The organism is Limibacillus sp. (genome assembly GCA_037379885.1).
Lineage (GTDB): Bacteria > Pseudomonadota > Alphaproteobacteria > Kiloniellales > CECT-8803 > JARRJC01.
Window position 1 is genome coordinate 1 of sequence record JARRJC010000024.1, and the last position, 19,312, is coordinate 19,312.

At 65.0% G+C, this 19,312-nt stretch carries 18 protein-coding genes; 7 read left to right on the top strand and 11 right to left on the bottom strand.

The genetic code is table 11. The annotated features are described in order from the left end of the window. Window positions 1–908 (top strand): hypothetical protein (locus P8X75_08890; GenBank protein MEJ1995317.1); only part of this gene is annotated, 908 nt, incomplete at its 5' end. 28 nt (window positions 909–936) lie between these two features. Here the strand turns inward: P8X75_08890 and P8X75_08895 are convergent. Continuing rightward, on the bottom strand, window positions 937–1,974 hold the full coding sequence (locus tag P8X75_08895; GenBank protein ID MEJ1995318.1) for a GlxA family transcriptional regulator: 1,038 nt from the start codon (window positions 1,972–1,974) through the stop codon (window positions 937–939). Window positions 1,975–2,228: 254 nt separating this feature from the next. On the opposite strand from P8X75_08895, the gene P8X75_08900 reads away from it, so the two are divergent. From P8X75_08900 to P8X75_08920, 5 genes are all read left to right on the top strand, one after another. Continuing rightward, window positions 2,229–3,482, top strand: coding sequence for a sarcosine oxidase subunit beta family protein (locus P8X75_08900; protein MEJ1995319.1), 1,254 nt, complete (start codon window positions 2,229–2,231; stop codon window positions 3,480–3,482). A 29-nt stretch (window positions 3,483–3,511) separates the two neighbouring features. After that, the gene (locus P8X75_08905) at window positions 3,512–3,805 is read left to right on the top strand and encodes a sarcosine oxidase subunit delta (GenBank protein MEJ1995320.1); all 294 of its coding nucleotides are present in this window, start codon (window positions 3,512–3,514) and stop codon (window positions 3,803–3,805) included. Window positions 3,806–3,822: 17 nt separating this feature from the next. Then, window positions 3,823–6,828 carry a sarcosine oxidase subunit alpha gene (locus tag P8X75_08910; GenBank protein MEJ1995321.1) on the top strand — a complete coding sequence of 1,002 codons (3,006 nt, stop codon included), beginning with the start codon at window positions 3,823–3,825 and terminating at the stop codon, window positions 6,826–6,828. Beyond that, window positions 6,821–7,444, top strand: a complete 624-nt coding sequence (locus tag P8X75_08915) for a sarcosine oxidase subunit gamma family protein (GenBank protein ID MEJ1995322.1) — start codon at window positions 6,821–6,823, stop codon at window positions 7,442–7,444. The genes P8X75_08910 and P8X75_08915 overlap by 8 nt, the downstream gene beginning before the upstream one ends. A 108-nt stretch (window positions 7,445–7,552) precedes the next feature. After that, the gene (locus P8X75_08920) at window positions 7,553–7,948 is read left to right on the top strand and encodes a hypothetical protein (GenBank protein MEJ1995323.1); all 396 of its coding nucleotides are present in this window, start codon (window positions 7,553–7,555) and stop codon (window positions 7,946–7,948) included. On the opposite strand, the gene P8X75_08925 is transcribed toward P8X75_08920, so the two are convergent. The 10 genes from P8X75_08925 to P8X75_08970 all read right to left on the bottom strand — a co-directional run bounded on the left by P8X75_08925 (window position 7,938) and on the right by P8X75_08970 (window position 18,390). Beyond that, window positions 7,938–8,612, bottom strand: coding sequence for a LysE family transporter (locus P8X75_08925; protein MEJ1995324.1), 675 nt, complete (start codon window positions 8,610–8,612; stop codon window positions 7,938–7,940). The two genes, P8X75_08920 and P8X75_08925, sit on opposite strands and share 11 nt — an antisense overlap. 112 nt (window positions 8,613–8,724) lie before the next feature. Continuing rightward, window positions 8,725–10,320: a trimethylamine methyltransferase family protein gene (locus P8X75_08930; protein ID MEJ1995325.1), complete on the bottom strand. Its 1,596-nt coding sequence runs from the start codon at window positions 10,318–10,320 to the stop codon at window positions 8,725–8,727. Window positions 10,321–10,435: 115 nt separating this feature from the next. Then, complete coding sequence (gene metA / locus P8X75_08935) at window positions 10,436–11,359, bottom strand: homoserine O-succinyltransferase (protein ID MEJ1995326.1); 924 nt, start codon at window positions 11,357–11,359, stop codon at window positions 10,436–10,438. Window positions 11,360–11,509: 150 nt separating this feature from the next. Then, complete coding sequence (locus P8X75_08940; protein MEJ1995327.1) at window positions 11,510–13,519, bottom strand: ASKHA domain-containing protein; 2,010 nt, start codon at window positions 13,517–13,519, stop codon at window positions 11,510–11,512. Window positions 13,520–13,587: 68 nt separating this feature from the next. Continuing rightward, a complete protein-coding gene (locus tag P8X75_08945; GenBank protein MEJ1995328.1) occupies window positions 13,588–14,496 on the bottom strand; it encodes a methyltetrahydrofolate cobalamin methyltransferase in 909 nt (302 codons plus the stop codon). A gap of 145 nt (window positions 14,497–14,641) precedes the next feature. After that, window positions 14,642–15,565, bottom strand: a complete 924-nt coding sequence (locus tag P8X75_08950) for a methylenetetrahydrofolate reductase (GenBank protein MEJ1995329.1) — start codon at window positions 15,563–15,565, stop codon at window positions 14,642–14,644. A 45-nt stretch (window positions 15,566–15,610) separates the two neighbouring features. Continuing rightward, the gene (locus P8X75_08955; protein MEJ1995330.1) at window positions 15,611–15,919 is read right to left on the bottom strand and encodes a virulence factor; all 309 of its coding nucleotides are present in this window, start codon (window positions 15,917–15,919) and stop codon (window positions 15,611–15,613) included. Between the two features lie 17 nt (window positions 15,920–15,936). Continuing rightward, window positions 15,937–16,563 (bottom strand): DUF1638 domain-containing protein, encoded by a 627-nt coding sequence (locus P8X75_08960; protein MEJ1995331.1) that lies wholly within the window; start codon window positions 16,561–16,563, stop codon window positions 15,937–15,939. A gap of 63 nt (window positions 16,564–16,626) precedes the next feature. After that, window positions 16,627–17,322: a B12-binding domain-containing protein gene (locus tag P8X75_08965; protein MEJ1995332.1), complete on the bottom strand. Its 696-nt coding sequence runs from the start codon at window positions 17,320–17,322 to the stop codon at window positions 16,627–16,629. Window positions 17,323–17,469: 147 nt separating this feature from the next. After that, on the bottom strand, window positions 17,470–18,390 hold the full coding sequence (locus P8X75_08970; protein MEJ1995333.1) for a GlxA family transcriptional regulator: 921 nt from the start codon (window positions 18,388–18,390) through the stop codon (window positions 17,470–17,472). Window positions 18,391–18,547: 157 nt separating this feature from the next. Here P8X75_08970 and P8X75_08975 point away from each other — a divergent pair, with 157 nt between their 5' ends. Continuing rightward, window positions 18,548–19,309: a hypothetical protein gene (locus tag P8X75_08975; GenBank protein ID MEJ1995334.1), complete on the top strand. Its 762-nt coding sequence runs from the start codon at window positions 18,548–18,550 to the stop codon at window positions 19,307–19,309. The last annotated feature ends 3 nt before the right edge of the window (window positions 19,310–19,312 follow it).

Below are 19,312 nucleotides of genomic sequence, written 5' to 3' on the forward strand. Positions count from 1 at the left end.
CCTACGATCCGAGGAAAAAGCCCAGTCTGTTTGCTGTCTATGCGTCCATCTTGTTTGGACTGCTCCAGGTACTTCCTCCCATTGCGTATGCGCTGTGGTTAAAAATCACCGACGACGGTCACGGCATCTACACCGCGCCGGAGGACATCGAACCTGCGCCCGTGCTGACAGAGCCCTGGCCGCCGATCGACCCGGCGGCGGCGATGCCGGGCGGCGCACTGCCGCGTATGAGCAGGGCCGACCTGCCCACCTACTTCTTTCCGCAAGGGGCAACCTTGCCTGAGAACGGACAAGCGCTCTGGCGGTTCGACGGGAGTCTGGTTTCTGTTTCGGCCCGCTCCAAGAATAAAGCTGCCGATTTGGCGCTTGTGGCCTTGGTTGATGAGATTCTAGAGGCGGCGGGCCTGCCTTTGGATGTTATGCCGAAATTCTCTAAAGATGGCCGCCGCAACGTCGACGAGGACGTGGACGAGATCGCCGGTTATCTCGCGATAAAGGAATATAAGGAAGGTCACCGCGATCCGTCCCTGTGGCAACCGGAAGGGCCCGCCGGCGAGCGGATGGCCCAAAACGGCTGCGCCGTGCGCCACCGGTTACCTCGTCCCGGCTTCATGGATGAGAATTTCACACCGCCCCGCACTGCTTACGCAATCGACACGGCCTTCATCGCCACATACCACCGTCTGGACGAGCCGACGGTGGACCACTGTCTTTTCAAGGCGCTGCTGGTGGCCCTGGGGCTGCACCCGACGGAGGGGTTCTTCTTCAAGGAGGGGCCGGTGACGCCGGAGGAACAGGCCCGCGCCCTGGCCGCCCTGGCGCTGGTCTACCACCCCGCCGTCGAGCCGGGGATGACGGAGCAGGCGTTCACCGCCGCCCTGCTGGAGCACGACCTGATCGATCCGTGAGGGGCAGGGGCTGTTTGACGAGCGGGCGCTAGTGGCGGGTGGAGCCCTGAGATGCCCCGGTCTCGTGGTCGTCACCGGCCATGCCGTGGAGACCGTCGCCGCTGGGCACGCCGCGCTCTTTCCTGGGGGTGTGCCCGAAGAAGTCGCGGTAGCACTTGGAGAAGTGGGAGGCCGAGACGAAGCCGCAGGCCAGCGCCACGTCGATCACCGACATGTTGGTCTGGAGCAGCAGCAGGCGGGCCTTGTTCAGCCGGAGTTCAAGGTAGTAGCGGGCCGGAGAGCGGCTGAGGTACTTGCGGAACAGGCGTTCAAGCTGGCGGGTCGAAAGCCCGGCGTCGCGGGCGAGCTGCCCGCGGGTCAGCGGCTCCTCCAGGTTCTCCTCCATCAGGTTGATGACGCTGAGAAGCTTGGGATGCCTCACGCCGAGCCGCGCGGGCAGGCCCATGCGCTGGTGATCGTGGCGGTCGCGGATCCGCTCGTGCATGAACTGGTCGGCGACCTCGGCGGCCAACTCGTGACCATGCTGCATGGCGATCACGTTCAGCATCATGTCGATGGCCGCCGTGCCGCCCGCACAGGTGAAGCGCGTACGGTCTATCTCGAACAGTTCGGAGGTGACTTCGATCTCCGGGAAGTCCTCGGCGAAGGCCGGCAGGTTCTCCCAATGGATGGTGCAGTGATGGCCGTCGAGCAGTCCGGCCTTGGCCAGCACGTGGCTGCCGGTGCAGACCGCGCCCAGGTCCGCGCCCTTGCGGTCCATCTTGCGCAGCCAGGAAATCAGGTGCTTGTCGGTGACCTTCTGTACGTCGATGCCCGAACAGACCACCACGCAGCCGTAGCCCGAGGCCGCTTCCAGGTCGCCTTCCGGCATCATCGTCAGCCCGTTGGAGGCTGTGACCGCCGCGCCGTCCGGCGAGAAGACGTGCCATTCGTAGAGGGACTTGCCGTTGAGGCGATTCGCCGCACGCAAGGGCTCCACGGCTGACACGAAGGCGATCATCGAGTAGCGCGGCAAGAGAATAAAGGCGATCTTAAGCGGTAGCTCGCGGGGCGTGCTGCCAAACATGTTCTACAAAGGCCTCCCAAGAGGTCGCTAATAAGCCAATACGATACACAAAAGTACCGATGTCGCGATCTGAAAAAATTCCGGCGCAGTACCCAAAGCCGACCGCCCGCATCTCTACAGATTGCAGGGTGCCGGACAAGAGGAAAAACTTGGGGGCGGCGTTGCCTTACGCGCGCTCACCAGTCACCCTATTCCGGCAGACCGTTGCTTGATCCTCTCCCAACCGAAAACGGGAAGAAAGGCGCGCTAAGCTCATGAAGGCCCGCTATTCGATCTTCAGCCTGGTACGCAACGCTTTGCAGTACCATGAGAACTGGCCCAAAGCCTGGGGCTCGCCCGAGCCCAAGGACGCCTACGACGTCGTGATCGTCGGCGGCGGCGGCCATGGCCTCGCGACGGCCTATTACCTCGCCAAGGAGCACGGCATCACCAACATGGCGGTGATCGAGCGCGGCTGGCTGGGCGGCGGCAACACCGGGCGCAATACCACCATCGTGCGCTCCAACTACCTCTGGGACCAGTCTTCGGGCCTCTACGAGCACGCGCTCAAGCTTTGGGAGCGCATGAGCCAGGACCTGAACTACAACGTCATGTTCTCCCAGCGCGGCGTGATGAACCTGGCGCACAATCAGCACGATCTGCGCGAGTTGCAGCGCCGCGTCCACGCCAACTGGCTGAACGGGGTCGATTCGGAGTTCCTGAGCGCCCAGCAGGTCAAGGAGTTCTGCCCGGTCATCGACCTGCGCGCGGGCGGCCGCTATCCCGTGTTGGGCGCCAGCCTTCAGCGCCGCGCCGGCACCGCGCGCCACGACGCCGTCGCCTGGGGCTATGCCCGCGCCTGCGACGAGATGGGCGTGGACATCATCCAGGAATGCCCGGTCGAGGGCTTCGATATCGAAGGCGGCAAGATCACCGGCCTGCGCACCGGCAAGGGCGCCATCAAGGCCAAGAAGGTCGGCATCGTGGTGGCCGGGCACTCCTCCGTCATGGCCGAGATGGCGGGCTTCCGCCTGCCGCTGGAATCGCGGCCGCTTCAGGCGCTGGTCAGCGAGCCGGTCAAACCCATCATCGACTGCGTGGTCATGTCCAACGCCGTGCACGCCTATGTCAGCCAGTCCGACAAGGGCGAGCTGGTGATCGGTGCGGGCACCGACGCCTTCAACGGCTACGGTCAGCGCGGCAGCCTGCACGTCGCCGAGGAGACCCTGGCCGCGATCTGCGAGCTTTTCCCGCTGTTCCGTCGCATGCGCATGCTGCGCAACTGGGGCGGCATCGTGGACGTCTGCCCCGACGCCAGCCCGATCATCTCCAAGACCCCGGTTGAGAACCTCTTCATCAACTGCGGCTGGGGTACCGGCGGCTTCAAGGCGACGCCCGGTTCCGGCCATGTCTTCGCGCACACCATCGCCAAGGGCGAGCCGCACCCGCTGGCCGAGCCCTTCCGCCTCGACCGTTTCGTCACCGGTTTCACGATCGACGAGCACGGCGCGGCGGCGGTCGCCCACTAACGCTTTCGTCTCAAGAGGCTTAGAGCAACATGCTGCTGATCGATTGCCCTTACTGCGGCCCGCGCGAGGAAAGCGAGTTCTCCTACGGCGGCCAGGCCCACATCGAGCGCCCCAAGGACCCGGCCGCGCTGAGCGACGAGGAGTGGGCCGCCTTCGTGTTCTGGCGCGACAACACCAAGGGTGTCTACCTGGAGCGCTGGAACCATGCGCACGGGTGCCGCCGCTGGTTCAACATGGCGCGCGACACCGTGTCTTATGAAGTTCTGGCGGTCTACGAGATGGGCGCCAAGCCGCCCAAGATCACCATGAAGAAATACGTCTGAGGGAGCAGGCCGGAATCATGTCCAGCTATCGTCTCGCAAAGGGTGGCCGCATCGACCGCGGTCGGACCTATTCCTTCTCCTTCGACGGCAAGCGCCTCGCGGGGCATCCGGGCGACACGCTCGCCTCGGCGCTGCTGGCGAACGGGGTGCATCTGGTCGGGCGCTCCTTCAAGTATCACCGTCCGCGCGGCATCTTCGCCGCCGGGCCGGAGGAGCCGAACGCGCTCATCCAGCTGGAGCGCGGCGCGCGCACCGAGCCGAACCTGAAGGCGACCCAGATCGAGCTCTACGACGGGCTCTACGCCGAATCCCAGAACCGCTGGCCGAGCCTTGAGTTCGATGTCAGCGCGCTGAACAACGCCGTCTCCAAGTTCCTGCCGGCGGGCTTCTACTACAAGACCTTCATGTGGCCTGCCTCCTTCTGGATGAAGTACGAGTACCTGATCCGCCGCGCCGCCGGTCTCGGCCGTTCGCCGACCGAGCGCGATCCGGACAGCTACGACAAGGTCTACGCCCACTGCGACGTGCTGGTCGTGGGCGCCGGGCCCGCGGGCCTCGCCGCCGCGCGGGAGGCCGCCAAGGCCGGCGCGCGCGTGGTGCTCTGCGACGAGCAGAACGAGTTCGGCGGCAGCCTTTTGAACCGCAAGGCGGAGATCGACGGCATGGCGGGCCCCGACTGGGCCGCCGCCGTCACCCAGGAGCTGTCCGAGCAGCCGGAGGTGACGCTGCTGCCTCGCACCCAGGCCTTCGCCTACTGGGACCACAACTACATCTCCCTCTGCGAGAAGGTCACCGACCACCTGTCGGACGCCCCCGCGCACCTGCCGCGCCAGCGGCTCTGGAAGCTGCGCGCCAAGCAGGTGGTGCTGGCGACCGGCGCCTTGGAGCGCCCGCTGGTGTTCCGCGACAACGACCGCCCCGGCACGCTGCTGGCGGGGGCCGCGCAGACCTACCTGAACCGCTATGCGGTCAAGGTCGGCAACAAGGGCGTGGTCTTCACCAACAACGATGGGGCTTACCGGACGGCCATCGACCTGGCCGATGCCGGTGTTCAGGTGACGGTCGTCGATACGCGTGAACAGCCGGACGGCGAGGCGTACATCGATGCCTTGGAGCGGGGTCTGGACGTACGCACCGGCAAGGTCATCGCCGGCACCAAGGGCGGCAAGCGGGTCAAGTCGGTGACCATCGCAAACCTCAACGACGCTCGGGACCGCGCGGTGCTGCCGCACGAGGAGCTGGAGGTGGACTTCGTCACCTCTTCCGGCGGCTGGAACCCGACGGTCCATCTCTTCTGCCAGGCCAAGGGCAAGCTGGAGTGGAACGACGATCTGGCGACCTTCGTACCGGGCCAGCCGATGCAGAAGGCCCAGGCTTCCGCTGGCGCCTGCAACGGCACCTTCGGGCTCTCCTCCGCCATCGCCGAGGGCGCCAAGGCGGGCGCTGCCGCCGCATCTGCCACCGGACACAAGAAGAGCGGGCGGGTGAAGGCCGCCAAGACCGGCGACGCCACGCATCTGCCGCTGGAGCCCCTGTGGCTGGTGCCCTCGACCGAGCCGCTGGGCCATAAGGGCAAGCACTTCCACGATTTCCAGAACGATGTCTCGGCGGCGGACCTGAAGCTGGCGCTGCGCGAGGGCTATTCCTCGGTCGAGCACGTCAAGCGCTACACCACGACCGGCATGGCGACCGATCAGGGCAAGACCGGCAACGTGAACGCTCTCGGCATCGTCGCCGATACGCTGGGCAAGAAGCTGCCCGAGGTCGGCGTCACCACCTTCCGTCCGCCCTACACCCCGGTCACCTTCGGTATCTTCATGGGGCGCGACGCGGACGATCTGCTGGACCCCGCCCGAACCACGCCGATGCACTCCTGGCACGAGCGCGCGGGCGCGCTGTTCGAGGATGTCGGGCAGTGGAAGCGCGCCTGGTACTACCCGCGTGAGGGCGAGGACATGCATGCCGCGGTCAACCGCGAGGTAGCGGCCGTTCGCAATTCGCTGGGTGTTCTCGACGCGACCACGCTGGGCAAGATCGAGGTGCAGGGGCCGGATGCCGCAGAGTTCCTGAACCGGGTCTACACCAACGCCTGGAAGAAGCTGGACGTGGGCCGCGCCCGCTATGGCCTGATGCTGAAGGAAGACGGCATGGTCATGGACGACGGCGTGACCACCCGTATCGGCGAGAACCGCTTCCTCATGACCACGACGTCCGGCAACGCGCCGCAGGTCATGGCGCATCTTGAGGACTACCTGCAAACCGAGTGGCCGGACCTGAAGGTCTATCTGACCTCGGTGACCGAGCAGTGGGCGACCATCTCCCTGGCCGGCCCGAATGCGCGCAAACTGCTGTCGGAACTGACCGACGATATCGAGCTCTCGCCCAACGCGCTTCCCTTCATGGGCTATGCCGAGGGAACGGTGGCGGGCGCACCCGCCCGGGTCTTCCGGATCTCCTTTACCGGTGAGCTCTCCTTCGAGATCAACGTGCCCTCGTCTTATGGTCTGGCGGTCTGGCAGGCGGTCATGACGGCGGGCGAGAAGTACGAGATCACGCCCTACGGCACCGAAGCGATGCACGTGCTGCGCGCCGAGAAGGGCTTCATCATCGTCGGTCAGGAGACCGACGGCTCGGTCAATCCCCACGACCTCGGCATGGATTGGATCGTCAGCAAGCAGAAGGACTTCGTCGGCAAGCGCTCGCTGACCCGCGCCGACATGTCCAAGCCGGACCGCAAGCAGCTCGTCGGCATCCTGACCGATGACCCGAAGGTGGTGCTGCCGGAAGGCGCGCAGTTGGTGGAGACCCTGAAGGACAAGCCGCCCATGGACATGGTCGGTCACATCACCTCCAGCTACTGGTCGCCCAATGTCGGGCGCTCCATCGCCCTGGCCCTGGTCAAGGGCGGTCTCTCCAAGACCGGCGGCAAGGTCCAGGTCCCCTTGCTCGACGGACGCGTGGTGAGCGCCACAATCTCCGAGACCGTGTTCTTCGATAAGGAAGGGGAGCGCCAGAATGCCTGATAGCTATCTACGACAGAGCGGTCTTGCGCACCTGGCGCTCGGCACCCGGGCCGTCGCCGATCGGGGCGAGGCGGGCGTCGCCATGAAGGAGGTTCCCTTCAAGGGCCTGGTCAACCTGCGCGGCAAGCCGGGCGACAAGCAGTTCCTGGCGGCGGCCGAGAAAGCGCTCGGCACGCCGCTGCCCCTGGAGCCCAACACAGCGGCGGCCAAGGGCGAGGTCACGGTCCTCTGGCTTTCGCCCGAGGAGTGGCTGGTGATCACGCCCGACGACGGTCCCCGGATGGCGGACAAGCTGCTGGGCGCGCTCTCCGGCCTGCATGTCTCGGTGGTCGACGTGAGCGAGAGCCGGACCTGCATCCACCTGACCGGGCCGCAGGCGCGCAAGGTGATGATGAAGGCCGGGCCCTTGGACGTTCATCCACGTAACTTCGCGGTCGGCCACTGCGCCCAGACCCATCTCGCCAAGGCGCTGACCACGATCCACCATGTCAGCGAAAGCGAGCAGGACGGACCGGCCTATGACATCTATGTCCTGCGCTCCTTCTCCGACTACCTCTGGCGCTGGCTGGAGGATGCCGGGCGGGAATACGGCGTGGCGGTGCTCACCCAGGCGTGATTGGCCGGCGCGACGGCGCCTCGGCTAGCCTTACTTGAAGCGGCCATCAAGGCGGAGCCCCTGAAACCGGGGTAACCGCCAGGTCGCCAGACAGTGGGGGCCAGGGCCATGAGGCTTTTGACGGGGGCGTTTCTTGCGCTCGCGCTCGCTTTTGCCGGATCAGCCGGTGCAGGCGAGGAACGCAGACTATCCGCAGCGGAAATCAAGGTGATGCTGAGCGGCAAGACCGCGATCGGCACGGGCGAGGGCGAAGGCGAGGGCAGGGGCTACCGCCAGTACTTCGACCCCGACGGCAGCACCCTCTACCTCCCGGACGGCGGACGCCTGGACAGCGGCAAGTGGCGCACCGACAACGCCAAGCAGCTCTATTGCAGCTGGTGGGAGCGTGGCGGCTGGTCCTGCTATGAGCTCTACGAGACAGGCGAGGGGCAGGTGCTGTGGCGCAGCCCAGGCGGCCGGGACTTCCCGGCCCGTCTGGTGGAGGGAAAGCAGCTCAGCCCCTGAGACTGGGGCCAAGATCGAAGCTCTCCCCCGCGAGAGGATCGCCGAAGAAGTGACCGCCGATGGCGTAGAGCCCGAAGGCGATCACCAGTGCCGCGGCGCCATAGTGGATGCGCTTCATCCAGGACAGGTTGACGTGACGGCGCAGCGCCAGGACGGTAAGCGACAGGCCCAGCCACCAGAGGCAAGCGCCCGCGAAGACACCCGCGATCAGGATCCCGGCCGTCACGTTGCCGGTGATGCTTTCCGCCAGCCCCAGGGCCGCGAAAATCGCAGCGAGAGCGATCAGGGTGACCGGATTGGCGAGCGTCAGGCCAAAGGCCGAGGCGAAGGCCCAGAGCAAGCTGCCCGTTTCCTTTGATTTTCGAGCTTCGCGCGGACCGTTGATCAGGCTGGCAGTCCCCATCACCAGCAAGAACAGCCCGCCACCGATCCGGAACCAGTCGACGTGGTCGACCATCCAGGCGCCGACGGCGGCCAGGCCAAAGGCGGCAATGGCGCCATAGACCGTGTCGGCGGCCGCTGCGCCCAATCCCGATGTCAGGCCAAGCAAGGGCCCGCCGGTCAGGCAGCGGCGCACGCAGAGAACGCCGACCGGCCCGACGGGCACGGCGATCCCAAGACCGACGATCATGCTCTTGATGAAGATGGCCGCTTCGACCAGCACCTGCTGTCTTGCCCTCCTGCCCCTCTGGCTTGGCAGGATAGGCAAAAGAAAACCCCGGCGCGAGGGCCGGGGTGATCTGCTTGGAAGAATTCGCTGCCGTCAGCTGGTGGCTTCAGGTGAAAGCGTCAGGCATCGATTCCTTGGTCTTCGCGACGTAGGCCTGCAGGGCCTCGTCGATGGCGGGATCCAGGGCCGGGGCCTCGTACTCCGCCAGCATCTTGCGGGCCAACTTGTTGGCGCGTGTGCGGGCGTCGTTGCTGCCTTCGGAGAGCCACTGCTCATAGGAGTTGTTGTCGGCGATGCTGGAGCGGTAGAAGGCGCTCTCAAAGTTCGCCTGGGTGTGGGCGCAGCCGAGGAAGTGCTGGCCTGGACCGACCTCGCGGATCGCGTCCATCGCCTGGCCGTTCTCGCTCATGTCCGGACCTTCGGCCATCACCTGGAGCATGCCGAGCTGGTCGGCGTCCATCAGCAGTTTCTCGAAGGAGGAGACCAGGCCGCCTTCCAGCCATCCGGCGGCGTGCAGCACGAAGTTTACGCCGCCCAGCACCGTGGGCTGAAGCGTGGCGGCCGCCTCGTAGGCCGCCTGGGCGTCGGGGATCTTGGAGCCGCAGAGCCCGCCGCCGGAACGGAAAGGCACGCCGAGACGGCGCACCAGGGCCGCCATGCCGTAGAGCACCATGGCGGGCTCAGGCGTGCCGAAGGTGGGCGCGCCGGACTGCATGGAGATGGAGCTCGCGAAGGATCCGAAGACGCAGGGCGCGCCGGGGCGCACCAACTGGGCCAGCGTGATCCCGGCCATGCCCTCGGCCAGGGTCTGGGCCATGACACCGGCGGGCGTGCAGGGCGCCATCGCGCCGGACAGGATGAAGGGCGTGACGATGCAGGCCTGATTGCCGCGCGCGTAGGTCTTGAGCGCGCCCAGCATCGTGCCGTCGAAGGTCATGGGGGAGTTGGCGTTGATCAGGCTGATCATCACCGTGTTGTTGTCGACGAAATCATCGCCGAAGACGATCTTCGCCATGTTGATCGAGTCCTCGGCGCGTTCCGGCGCGGTGACCGATCCCATGAAGGGTTTGTCCGAAAAGCGGAGGTGGCTGTAGATCATGTCCAGGTGACGCTTGTTCACCGGGATGTCGACCGGCTCGCAGACCGTGCCGCCCGAATGGTGCAGGTTCGGGCTCATGTAGGCGAGCTTCACCAGCGAGCGGAAATCCTCGATCGTGGCGTAGCGGCGCTCGCCGTCCAGATCGTGCACGAAGGGCGGGCCATAGACCGGCGCGAAGACCGTGGCGCCGCCGCCGATCTCGACCGTGCGCTCCGGATTGCGGGCGTGCTGGGTAAAGGTCTTGGGCGCGTTCTCCTGGATGGTCTTGCGGCAGAAGCCCTTGGGAAAGCGGACGCGGTCCCCCTGAACGTCGCAGCCGGCATCCTTCAGGATCGCCAGCGCTTCTTCGTCCTCACGGAACTCGATGCCGATTTCCTCGAGGATCGTGTCGGCGTTGTGCTCGATGATCTGAAGGGCCTCTTCGGAAAGAATCTCGAAGTAGGGGATCTTTCTGTCGATGTAGCGGCGCTGCTTGATCCCGCCGCCGGTGCGCAGGGCCCGCCGCGCGTCGCGGCCGCCGCCGCGCGCTCCGCGGCCCTTGCGGCCGGCGTCTTCACTGGGCTCGGTAGGCTCGGAAGGAGTGGTATCCAGGGGGTCGCTCATGGTTCCGGTCCTCAAATCCGCAAATGCTGCAGTCGGGCTGTTTTGATGCGGATTATTCGCGCCGGGCCGGATTCATCTCTGGTGATTCAGCGACGCGAAACCGAGGAAACGCGCCTTATCGGGTGTCGCCGATCCGATCCATCTCGAAGGGCGTGGTCTGATAGACCGCGTTGATCCAGTTGCCATAGAGCAGGTTGCGGTGGGCGCGCCAGGCCACAATCGGCTGGGCGGAGGGGTCGTCGTTGCGGAAGTAGTAGCGCGGCAGGCCGGTGCCCAGTCCCGCCTCCTGATCGCGGTAATACTCCCGCTGCAGGGTATCGCCGTCGTATTCCAGGTGATTGAAGATGTAGACCCGGCGTTTGGCTTTCTCCTCAATCAGGCAGAGCCCGGATTCCTGCGATTCCGCCAGGATCTGAAGGCTCGGCACCTGGTCGATGTCGGCGCGCCGGTTCTCCGTATAGCGCGAGACCGGGCAGTGGAAGACGTCGTCGAACCCCGCCACAAGCGGGGAGGCGTTCACCTCCACGGCATGGGGGAAGACGCCGAACATCTTGTTGCCCAGGTCGTACTTGGGAACGCCGTGATAGTGGAACAGCGCGGCCTGCGCTCCCCAGCAGATGAAGAAGCTGGAATGCACGTTGCTGTCGGCCCAGTCGAGAATGTCGCTCAGCTCCGACCAGTAGGTCACTTCTTCGAAGGGCATCTGTTCGACCGGGGCGCCGGTCACGATCAGGGCGTCGAACTTCTGGTCCGCCACCTCTTCCCAGGTCTGATAGAAGGAGAGCAGATGCTCCATGGGCGTGTTTCGCCCGGTGTAGCTGCCGGTGCGCAGCAGGGTCATCTCAATCTGCAGGGGCGTCGCGCCGAGAACGCGGGCGAGCTGTGTCTCCGTTCGGATCTTGTCGGGCATCAGATTGAGCAGGGCCACGCGCATCGGGCGAATGTCCTGACGCAGGGCGTCCGCTTCCTTGATGATCGGAACCTGTTCCGCCTCAAGGATCTGACGCGCGGGCAGATCGTTGGGAATCTTGATGGGCATGAGGCGGTCGTTTCTTTCCCGGTCGTTCCGATTGGCGGCGCTTCTTGCGAAAATACACGAGCGCCGCGAGACAACCTACCTAATTGCCGCGGACCGGATGTTCAATAGCTACTTTCGTCGGATCAGACCTGCGGGGAGCGGGCAGGCTGATCAACCCCGCCGTCTGCGGCGGCGCTCGCCGCCCTCGTTGAGGGGCGCCTGGGCGCGCTTGGGCGTGGGCAGCGGCACGGCGGCGGCCAGCTTGGGGTAGGGATCGCTGGAGTGAGGCAGGCCCATGGCGCCGACGAAGTGCTCCTGGAACTTGGGCTCCACGGCGGTTTCGATCTTCTCGATGCGGCGCACCACCTGTTCGATCTCGTCGCGCGCGCGCTGATTCAGGAGCGCGATGCGCGCACCCGTCCCGGCTGCGTTGCCGGCGGAGGTCACCTTCTCCAGCTCGCAGTCCGGCAGCATGCCCAGGATCATGGCGTACTTGACGTCGATGTGGCTGCCGAAGGCCCCGGCCAGGACGATGCGGTCGACGGACTCGACCCCCAGCTTCTCCATCAGCAGCTTGGCCCCGGCGTAGAGGGCGGCCTTTGCGAGCTGGATGGCGCGCACGTCGTTCTGGGTAACGCGAATCTCGGGCTCTCCGGCGCGGATCAGGTAGCTGAAGGTGCGCCCGTCGGGCTGCACGCGATCGGAGATCGCGGCCATGCCGCCGTCGATCGTGCCGTCGTTGGCCAGCACGCCGCTCAAGACCATCTCGCCCAGCGCTTCGATGATCCCGGAGCCGCAGATGCCGGTGACCCCGGTCTTGGCGATCTCGGCTTCGAAACCTTCCTCGTTCGACCAGAGGTCGCAGCCGATCACCTTGTAGCGCGGCTCCAGGGTCTCCGGGTCGATCCGCAGGCGCTCGATGGCGCCGGGCGCGGCCCTCTGGCCACAGGAAATCTGCGCGCCTTCGAAGGCGGGACCGGTGGGCGATGAGGCCGCCAGAAGGCGCTCCTTGTTGCCAAGCACGATCTCCGCGTTGGTGCCGACATCCACGATCAGCACGATGTCTTCCGAAAGGTAGGGCGTCTCGGACAGCACCACGCCGGCTGTGTCCGCCCCGACGTGTCCGGCGATGCAGGGCAGGATGTAGACCCGCGCATCCGCGTTGACAGCGATGCCGATCTCGCTGGCCCAGAGCGTGATGCCCGAGTTCATGGCCAGCGCGAAGGGCGCGCCGCCGAGCTCCACGGGATCAATGCCCAGGAGCAGATGGTGCATGATCGGATTGCCCACGAAGGTGGCGTTCAGGATCTCGTCGGCCTTGATGCCCGCTTCGAGGCAGACCTCCTCGATCAGTTCGTTCAGCCCGTCCCGGACCGCCTTCGTCAGTTCCTTCTCTCCGCCGGGGTTCATCATGATGTAGGAGACCCGGCTCATCAGGTCTTCGCCGAAGCGGATCTGCGGGTTCATGATGCCGGAGGAGGCGAGGACCTCGCCGCTGCGCAGGCTACAGAGGTGCGCGGCGATGGTGGTGGAGCCGACATCCACCGCCAGACCGTAGCCGGTGTCGTTGAAGCCCGGCCAGATCGCAACGATCACCTTGGCGCGGTGCACCGCGACCGTGACCTTCCACTGGCCTTGGCGCAGGGTGGTTTGCAGCTTTTGCAGGATGCCGATGTCGATTTCCAGGTCGCTGAGCTGCCACTGTTCCAGCAGCGCCTTGTTGAGCCGCTCAAGATCGCCGGAGGGATGGTGCATGTCCGGCTCTTCCACCACGACGTAGTGGAGCCGGATGGCGGGGTCCAGTTCGATGTCGCGGACCTCGGCGCGCTTGCGCACCACCTGACGGTGGACCTGGCTGTCGGCGGGGACGTCGATCACGGCGTCGCCCTGGATCACCGCCTGGCAGGAAAGCCGGCGGTTTTCCTTCATCCCCTTCTTGGATTTATAGCGGGTCTCGACCTCGTTGAACGCGGTCAGGTTGCCTTCCAGGCTCTCGATGCCGTGCTTGGAGAAGGAGCCCAGGGACTGCACCACCTGGCAGCGCCCGCAGATGCCGCGCCCTCCGCAGACCGAATCCACGTCCACGCCCAGCGCACGCGCTGCTTTCAGGACAGGGGTGCCGACCGGAAAGCGGCCGCGCCGTCCGGAGGGGATAAAGACGACCAGGGCGTCTTCAGCCATGGGTTCTCCTCAAATCGCCTTGTCGCTACCGAATTCCCTGTCCGGACCGCTCGCGCGGCCCGAGGCGATCAGGCGCGGCGGCGGCGACGTTCGCGACGCGGCTCAACACCGCTGCCCGGAACCGGCTCCGCAGCGGGCTCGCGGTACTTGCGAATCCAGCTTGCGCAGTTGGCGTCCTTGGCGAGCAGAACGTCGGATGCCTTGATGGCCCCCATTTCTTCTTCGTGCAAGGGGTTCATGATCGCCGAGGTCAGCCCGAAGCCGGCGGCCATGGCGAGGAAGACCCCGTTCATGGTGTGGCGGTTGGGCAGGCCGAAGGAGATGTTGGACGCGCCGCAGGTCGTGTTGCAGCCAAGTTCCTTCTGGATTCGATGGCAGATGTCGAAGACCTGACGGCCCGCGCCGCCCAGGGCGCCGATCGGCATCACCAGGGGATCGATCACCACGTCTTCCGGCTTGATGCCGTAGTCCTGTGCGTGCTGGACGATCTTCTTTGCGACTCGGAAGCGCTCTTCCGGGTCTTCGGAGATGCCGGTCTCGTCGTTGGAGATGGCGACCACGGCGGCGTCGTACTTCTTGATCAGCGGCAGCACCACTTCCAGGCGCTCTTCCTCGCCGGTCACGGAGTTGACCAGGGCCTTGCCCTCATAGACCTCAAGGCCGCGCGCCAAGGCTTCCACGATGGACGAGTCGATCGAAAGCGGGATGTCGGTCAGCGACTGCACCAGCTTGATGGTCTCGGCCAGGATCGCAGGCTCGTCGGCCAGCGGAATGCCCGCGTTCACGTCCAGCATGTGCGCGCCGGCCTCGACCTGGGCGATCGTGTCCTGCTCCACGGTCGAGAAGTCGCCCGCCGCCATCTCGGCCGCCAGCTTCTTGCGTCCGGTGGGATTGATGCGCTCGCCAATGATGCAGAAGGGTTTGTCATCACCAAGGATGACGGTCTTTTTGGCGGAACTGACGACGGTATGGACCATGGTCCTGTCTCTCCTGGCTTATTTCATTCAGCTTCGATCCCCTGCGGGACCTTCAATCGTGCGGCGCATTCCAAGCTTTTCCGTCGGCTGCGGCTGCTATCGGTGCGACCTGCAATAGCCAAAACGCGAATTGCGGGCCTGAGGCTCAGGAGATATCCCGGTTGACCGTGAATCCCTTGTCGCCCGACTTCAGCTTGAAGTCGCCTTCCTGCACCGCATAGAGCCAGGCCGCCGACTTCTTCATGCCGCCCAGAGGGTACATGTGCACCTTCTTGATGAGGCAGTTCGGGTCCTTGGCAGAGTTGGCGGCCAGATCCAGCACCAGCTTGTCCGGGGCGTTCACGGTCATGAGCTTGGCCACGTTGCGCGCCTGACGCACCAGGAAGTTCATGGAGGGGCCGATGCCGCAGGCCCGCGCATGGTTCAAGAGCGTCTTGATGGTCGCAAGACCGGGTATGCCGATGTGGATCGGCAGCGCGTTTCCGCCATCGCGGATCTTCTTCTCCCAGGTCAGGATCGGCTGCGCCTCGAAGCAGAACTGCGTGACGATGTAGAGTTTGGCCGAGGACTGCTTGGCGTAGTCGTTCTTCCAGGTCAGCGCGCGGTGCAGTTCGGCATCGGAGATCTCGGGGCTGCCTTCGGGGTGGCCGGCGATGCCGATGGACTCGATGCCGTTCTCCTCGAAGACGCCGGTCTCCAGCATCGACATGGAGCTGTCGTAGGGACCCAGCGGCTTCTCAACGGCGCCGGCAAGCGCCACGACGTCGGAGATGCCGACTTCGTCTTGCAGGCGCTTCAGGTAGTCGCCCAGCGCGTCCTTGTTGGGAATCGAGCGCGCCGCGAAGTGCGGCATGGGGATCATGCCTTCGTTCTTCAGCTTCTTGGAGGTCGCGACGGTCTCGGCGAAGTCGGAGCCCGGCAGGAAGGTGACAGCCACCTTCGTGCCCTCTTTCAGGTGGTCGCGGTAGTCCGGCGTCTTCGCAGCGGAGCCAGGCGTGGTCTCGATGGTCCAGCCCTCCAAAAAGTCGAGGATCTGCTTTTCGGCGCTGTTTGCGGTGGTGGCGGACATGATCTTCTGGCCTCGCTCAATAATGGTTGGACGTGGTGGTGGGGCTCAGCCCCTCGGCTCCGCGTAGCCGCCCTGCTCGACGAGCTTGCGGACGGCTTCCTTGTCATAGTCCTGCTCCAGCTTGGCGGCCCAGGCTTCCGCCTCGGCTTCGAGGTCGTCGCCGCAGTCGATCGGCTCGCCGCGGCGCCATTCGCTCAAGTAGGAGTCCGTATCGCGCATGTTGGCGCGCATCGCCGCGCGGTCGATGGCTTGCTCGAAGCGCTCCGGGAGCTGGCGTTTCGCCGCCTTGCGTCCGGCCTTGACGATGACCTGGGCGGGGATGTCCCGCCAGTAAACGATGGTGAGCTGCGCCATTCTCTGCTTACTGCCCCTCAGTCCTTTCTTGCGGCGGCCTTTACGAAGTCCGCCAGTTCGCCCATGCCCGTAGAGACCCGCTCGTAGTCGAGACCCAGCCGCTGGGCCGCTTCTTCCGCTTTCGCATCCAGCGCCGGGTCGTCGATCTGCGCCAGATAGACCAGGCGGCGGTAGTTGCCGAAATAGATCGGCAAGAGGTCGGGGTGCCGGTCCAACCCAAGGCCCTGCCACATCAGGCGGTCGAAGTGGCGCACCAGATAGTCGGTTAGATAGAAGGTGCCGACCTCCTGCTCGGCAAGCCGTTCGAAGGCCTCGCCCCCTGCGAAGAAGGAGTAGCAGTGGGGCCCTTCGATCCGCTCCACACCTTCTTCCGCCAGGATGCGGTCGAGCTCCCCGCCGGTCCCGCAGTCGCCATAGAGCACGAAGATTCGTTCGATCCCTTGCGCACGTGCGGCGTGGATTTTAGCAAGAACGCCGCCGGGTATCTTTTCCGGGCGGTTGTGCCAGATGGCCGGCAGGCAGGTGAGTGTGATGCCCTCCAAGCCCGGCTGGCTCAGCACTTCCAGCGTTTCGCGCGCGAGCGCACCACAGGCGATCAGCAGCGTCTTCGCGGGCAGGCTCTGGTCTTGCGTCTGCGCGGTCATGGCAGACGTCTCCATTGTGTCTAAGGACGGATCCGGCCGACAAGCAAGGGCCGGCGACCGGGATCAGGCCGCCTGGTTGTCCTTCCGCTTGACCAATTCCTTGGCGGTCTCCACCGCAACGGCCGCGTCGCGGCAGTAGGCGTCGGCGCCCACGGCCTCGGCGAAGGCTTCGTTCAGCGGCGCGCCGCCGACCAGCACGATGTAGTCGTCGCGCAGGCCGTTCTCCTTCATGGCGTCGATCACGACCTTCATGTAGGGCATGGTGGTGGTCAGCAGGGCCGACATGCCAAGGATGTCGGGCTTATGCTCATCCAGCGCCTCAAGGTACTTCTCGACCGGATTGTTGATGCCGAGGTCGATGACCTCGAAACCGGCGCCCTCCATCATCATGGAGACGAGGTTCTTGCCGATGTCGTGGATGTCACCCTTGACGGTGCCGATCACCATTTTGCCGACCTGCTTGGCGCCGGTCTCGGCCAGCAGGGGACGCAGGATGACCATGCCGCCCTTCATGGAGTTGGCGGCGAGCAGCACTTCCGGCACGAAGAGGATGCCGTCGCGGAAGTCGATGCCGACGATGCGCATGCCTTCGACCAGCGCTTCGGTCAGAATGCGGTAAGGCGCCCATCCGCGCTCCAAAAGGATGTTTACGCCCTCTGAGACTTCCTCTTTGAGGCCGTCGTAAAGGTCGTCCTGCATCTGCTGCACCAACTCGTCGTCGGGCAAGGAGCGGAGATCGAGATCGTCGTCGTCAGCCATCGGTTATGACCCCATGTAGCAATAAAGGCCTGCGAAAGGCCTCCAACATCCCTAAATACCTACGCTTTCCTGACCTCGCCAAGCTGCGCCGCGCGCGACAAATCATAGCGGAATTGCGACCCGCCGGGAATGCGCTTCGATGCGCCCTCAAGCCGGGGAACCCGAGAGGCCGGCGGAGGCCATGCGCTCCTCGCGCGGCGTGCGGTGGAACTGCTCGCGGTAGCATTTGGAGAAGTGGGACGCCGAGACGAAGCCGCTCGCCATGGCGATATCCAGGATTGAAAGGGAGGTCTGGTTCAGGAGTTTCCGGGCCTTCTCGAGCCGCATTTCCAGGTAGTAGCGGGTCGGCGTGCGCTGAAGGTACTTGCGGAACAAACGTTCGAGCTGGCGCGTGGAGAGACCGGCGTGCCGGGCCAGGACCGAGCGGGGCAGCGGGTCCTCCAGGTGCTCCTCCATCAACTGAATGACGAAGAGCAGCTTGGGGTGGGTGATGTTGAGGCGCGTGCGCAGGTCCATGCGCTGAGGATCGTGCCGGTCACGGATTCGTTCGTGGATGAAGTTCTCGGCCACCTTGGTCGCCAGTTCGCGCCCGCAATCCAGCGTGATCAGGGACAGCATGAGGTCGAGCGCGGCTGTGCCGCCGGAGCAGGTCATCCGGTTGCGGTCGATCTCGTAGATCTCTTCTGTGACGTCGATCTCGGGAAACTCCTCCCTGAAGCCTTCGATGTACTGCCAATGCAGGGTGCAGCGGTAACCGTCCAGCAGGCCGGTGCGCGCCAGTAGAAAGCTGCCGAGCGAGATGCCTATCAGGCTCGCGCCCTTGCGCTCCTGCCGTCTCAGCCAGGCGAAGACCCTCGGGTCCTTGTAGGTCTCGGTGCCGATCCCGCCGACCGCCACCACGCTGTCCAAGCGTCCGCAATCCTCCATGGCATGATCGGCCAGGGTGACCACACCGCTGGAGGCGGGGACCGGGCCCGCCTCGGGGGCGAGCACGGTCCAGTCGTAGACCGGCACCGGGGCAAAGCGGTTGGCCGCGCGCAGCGGCTCAAGGGCGGATGCAAAAGCCAATTGAGAGAAATCAGGAGTTAGAAGGAATCCAAATCTTTTTATTTTCATTAATATAAGACTCTTTCCTAATCTAAATTATTAGAAATGGCCGTCGCTTTTTGGATAAAGCGACCGCGAGTGTCGCCTTGGGAATAGGCGGCTGGCAAGACCGTTCCGCTTGCCCGCAGCCGGCGCCTTCATCTTGGGCTATGCAGTCAAGCGCTTTACCGCGCCCGCGCTCTCCTGTAGCTGTCTGGCGATGCTGAGCGTGCTCGAACAAGCTTTGGCCCGTCATGGCTTGATCGTCCGAGGCGGTTTCCGCCCCGGTCCCGAAGATGCCTTGCCCGATTTGTCGGATGGGTCGCCCGCGCGCTTCCTGCTTCTGGTCGGGAATGTCGGGTCGGACCTCTGGAAATACTTCGAGGATAGTCCCGAGCGGCGGGACGGTCTTTCCGCCCCCCTGGACCGTTGGACGCGCCGCGTCGTCGAGGCGTTGGCTGCGGATTTTGGCGCGATGGCGCTCTTTCCCTTCTCGGGGCCACCCTACTTTCCGTTCCAGCGCTGGGCGCAGAGGGCCGAGACGGTGTTTCCTTCGCCTCTCGGCTTGCTGGTGCATCCTGCCTATGGGCTCTGGCATGCCTATCGCGCGGCGCTTCTGCTGCCGGAGCCGCTTGATATCCAGACCGAGGAGTCCGCATCGCAGAGTCCTTGTCTCTCCTGCGCGGGCAAACCCTGCCTTTCGGCCTGCCCGGTGGGCGCTTTCACCCGCGAAGGCTACGATGTCGGAGCCTGTGCCTCGCACATCGCAAAGCCGGGGGGACGGGGCTGTCTTGAGGGCGGATGCCTTGCGCGGGGTGCATGTCCCCTGGGAGAGCGTTATATCTATGAGCCAAGCCATATGGCTTTTCACATGGCCGCCTTCGCGCGGTCGCGAGCCTGAGGA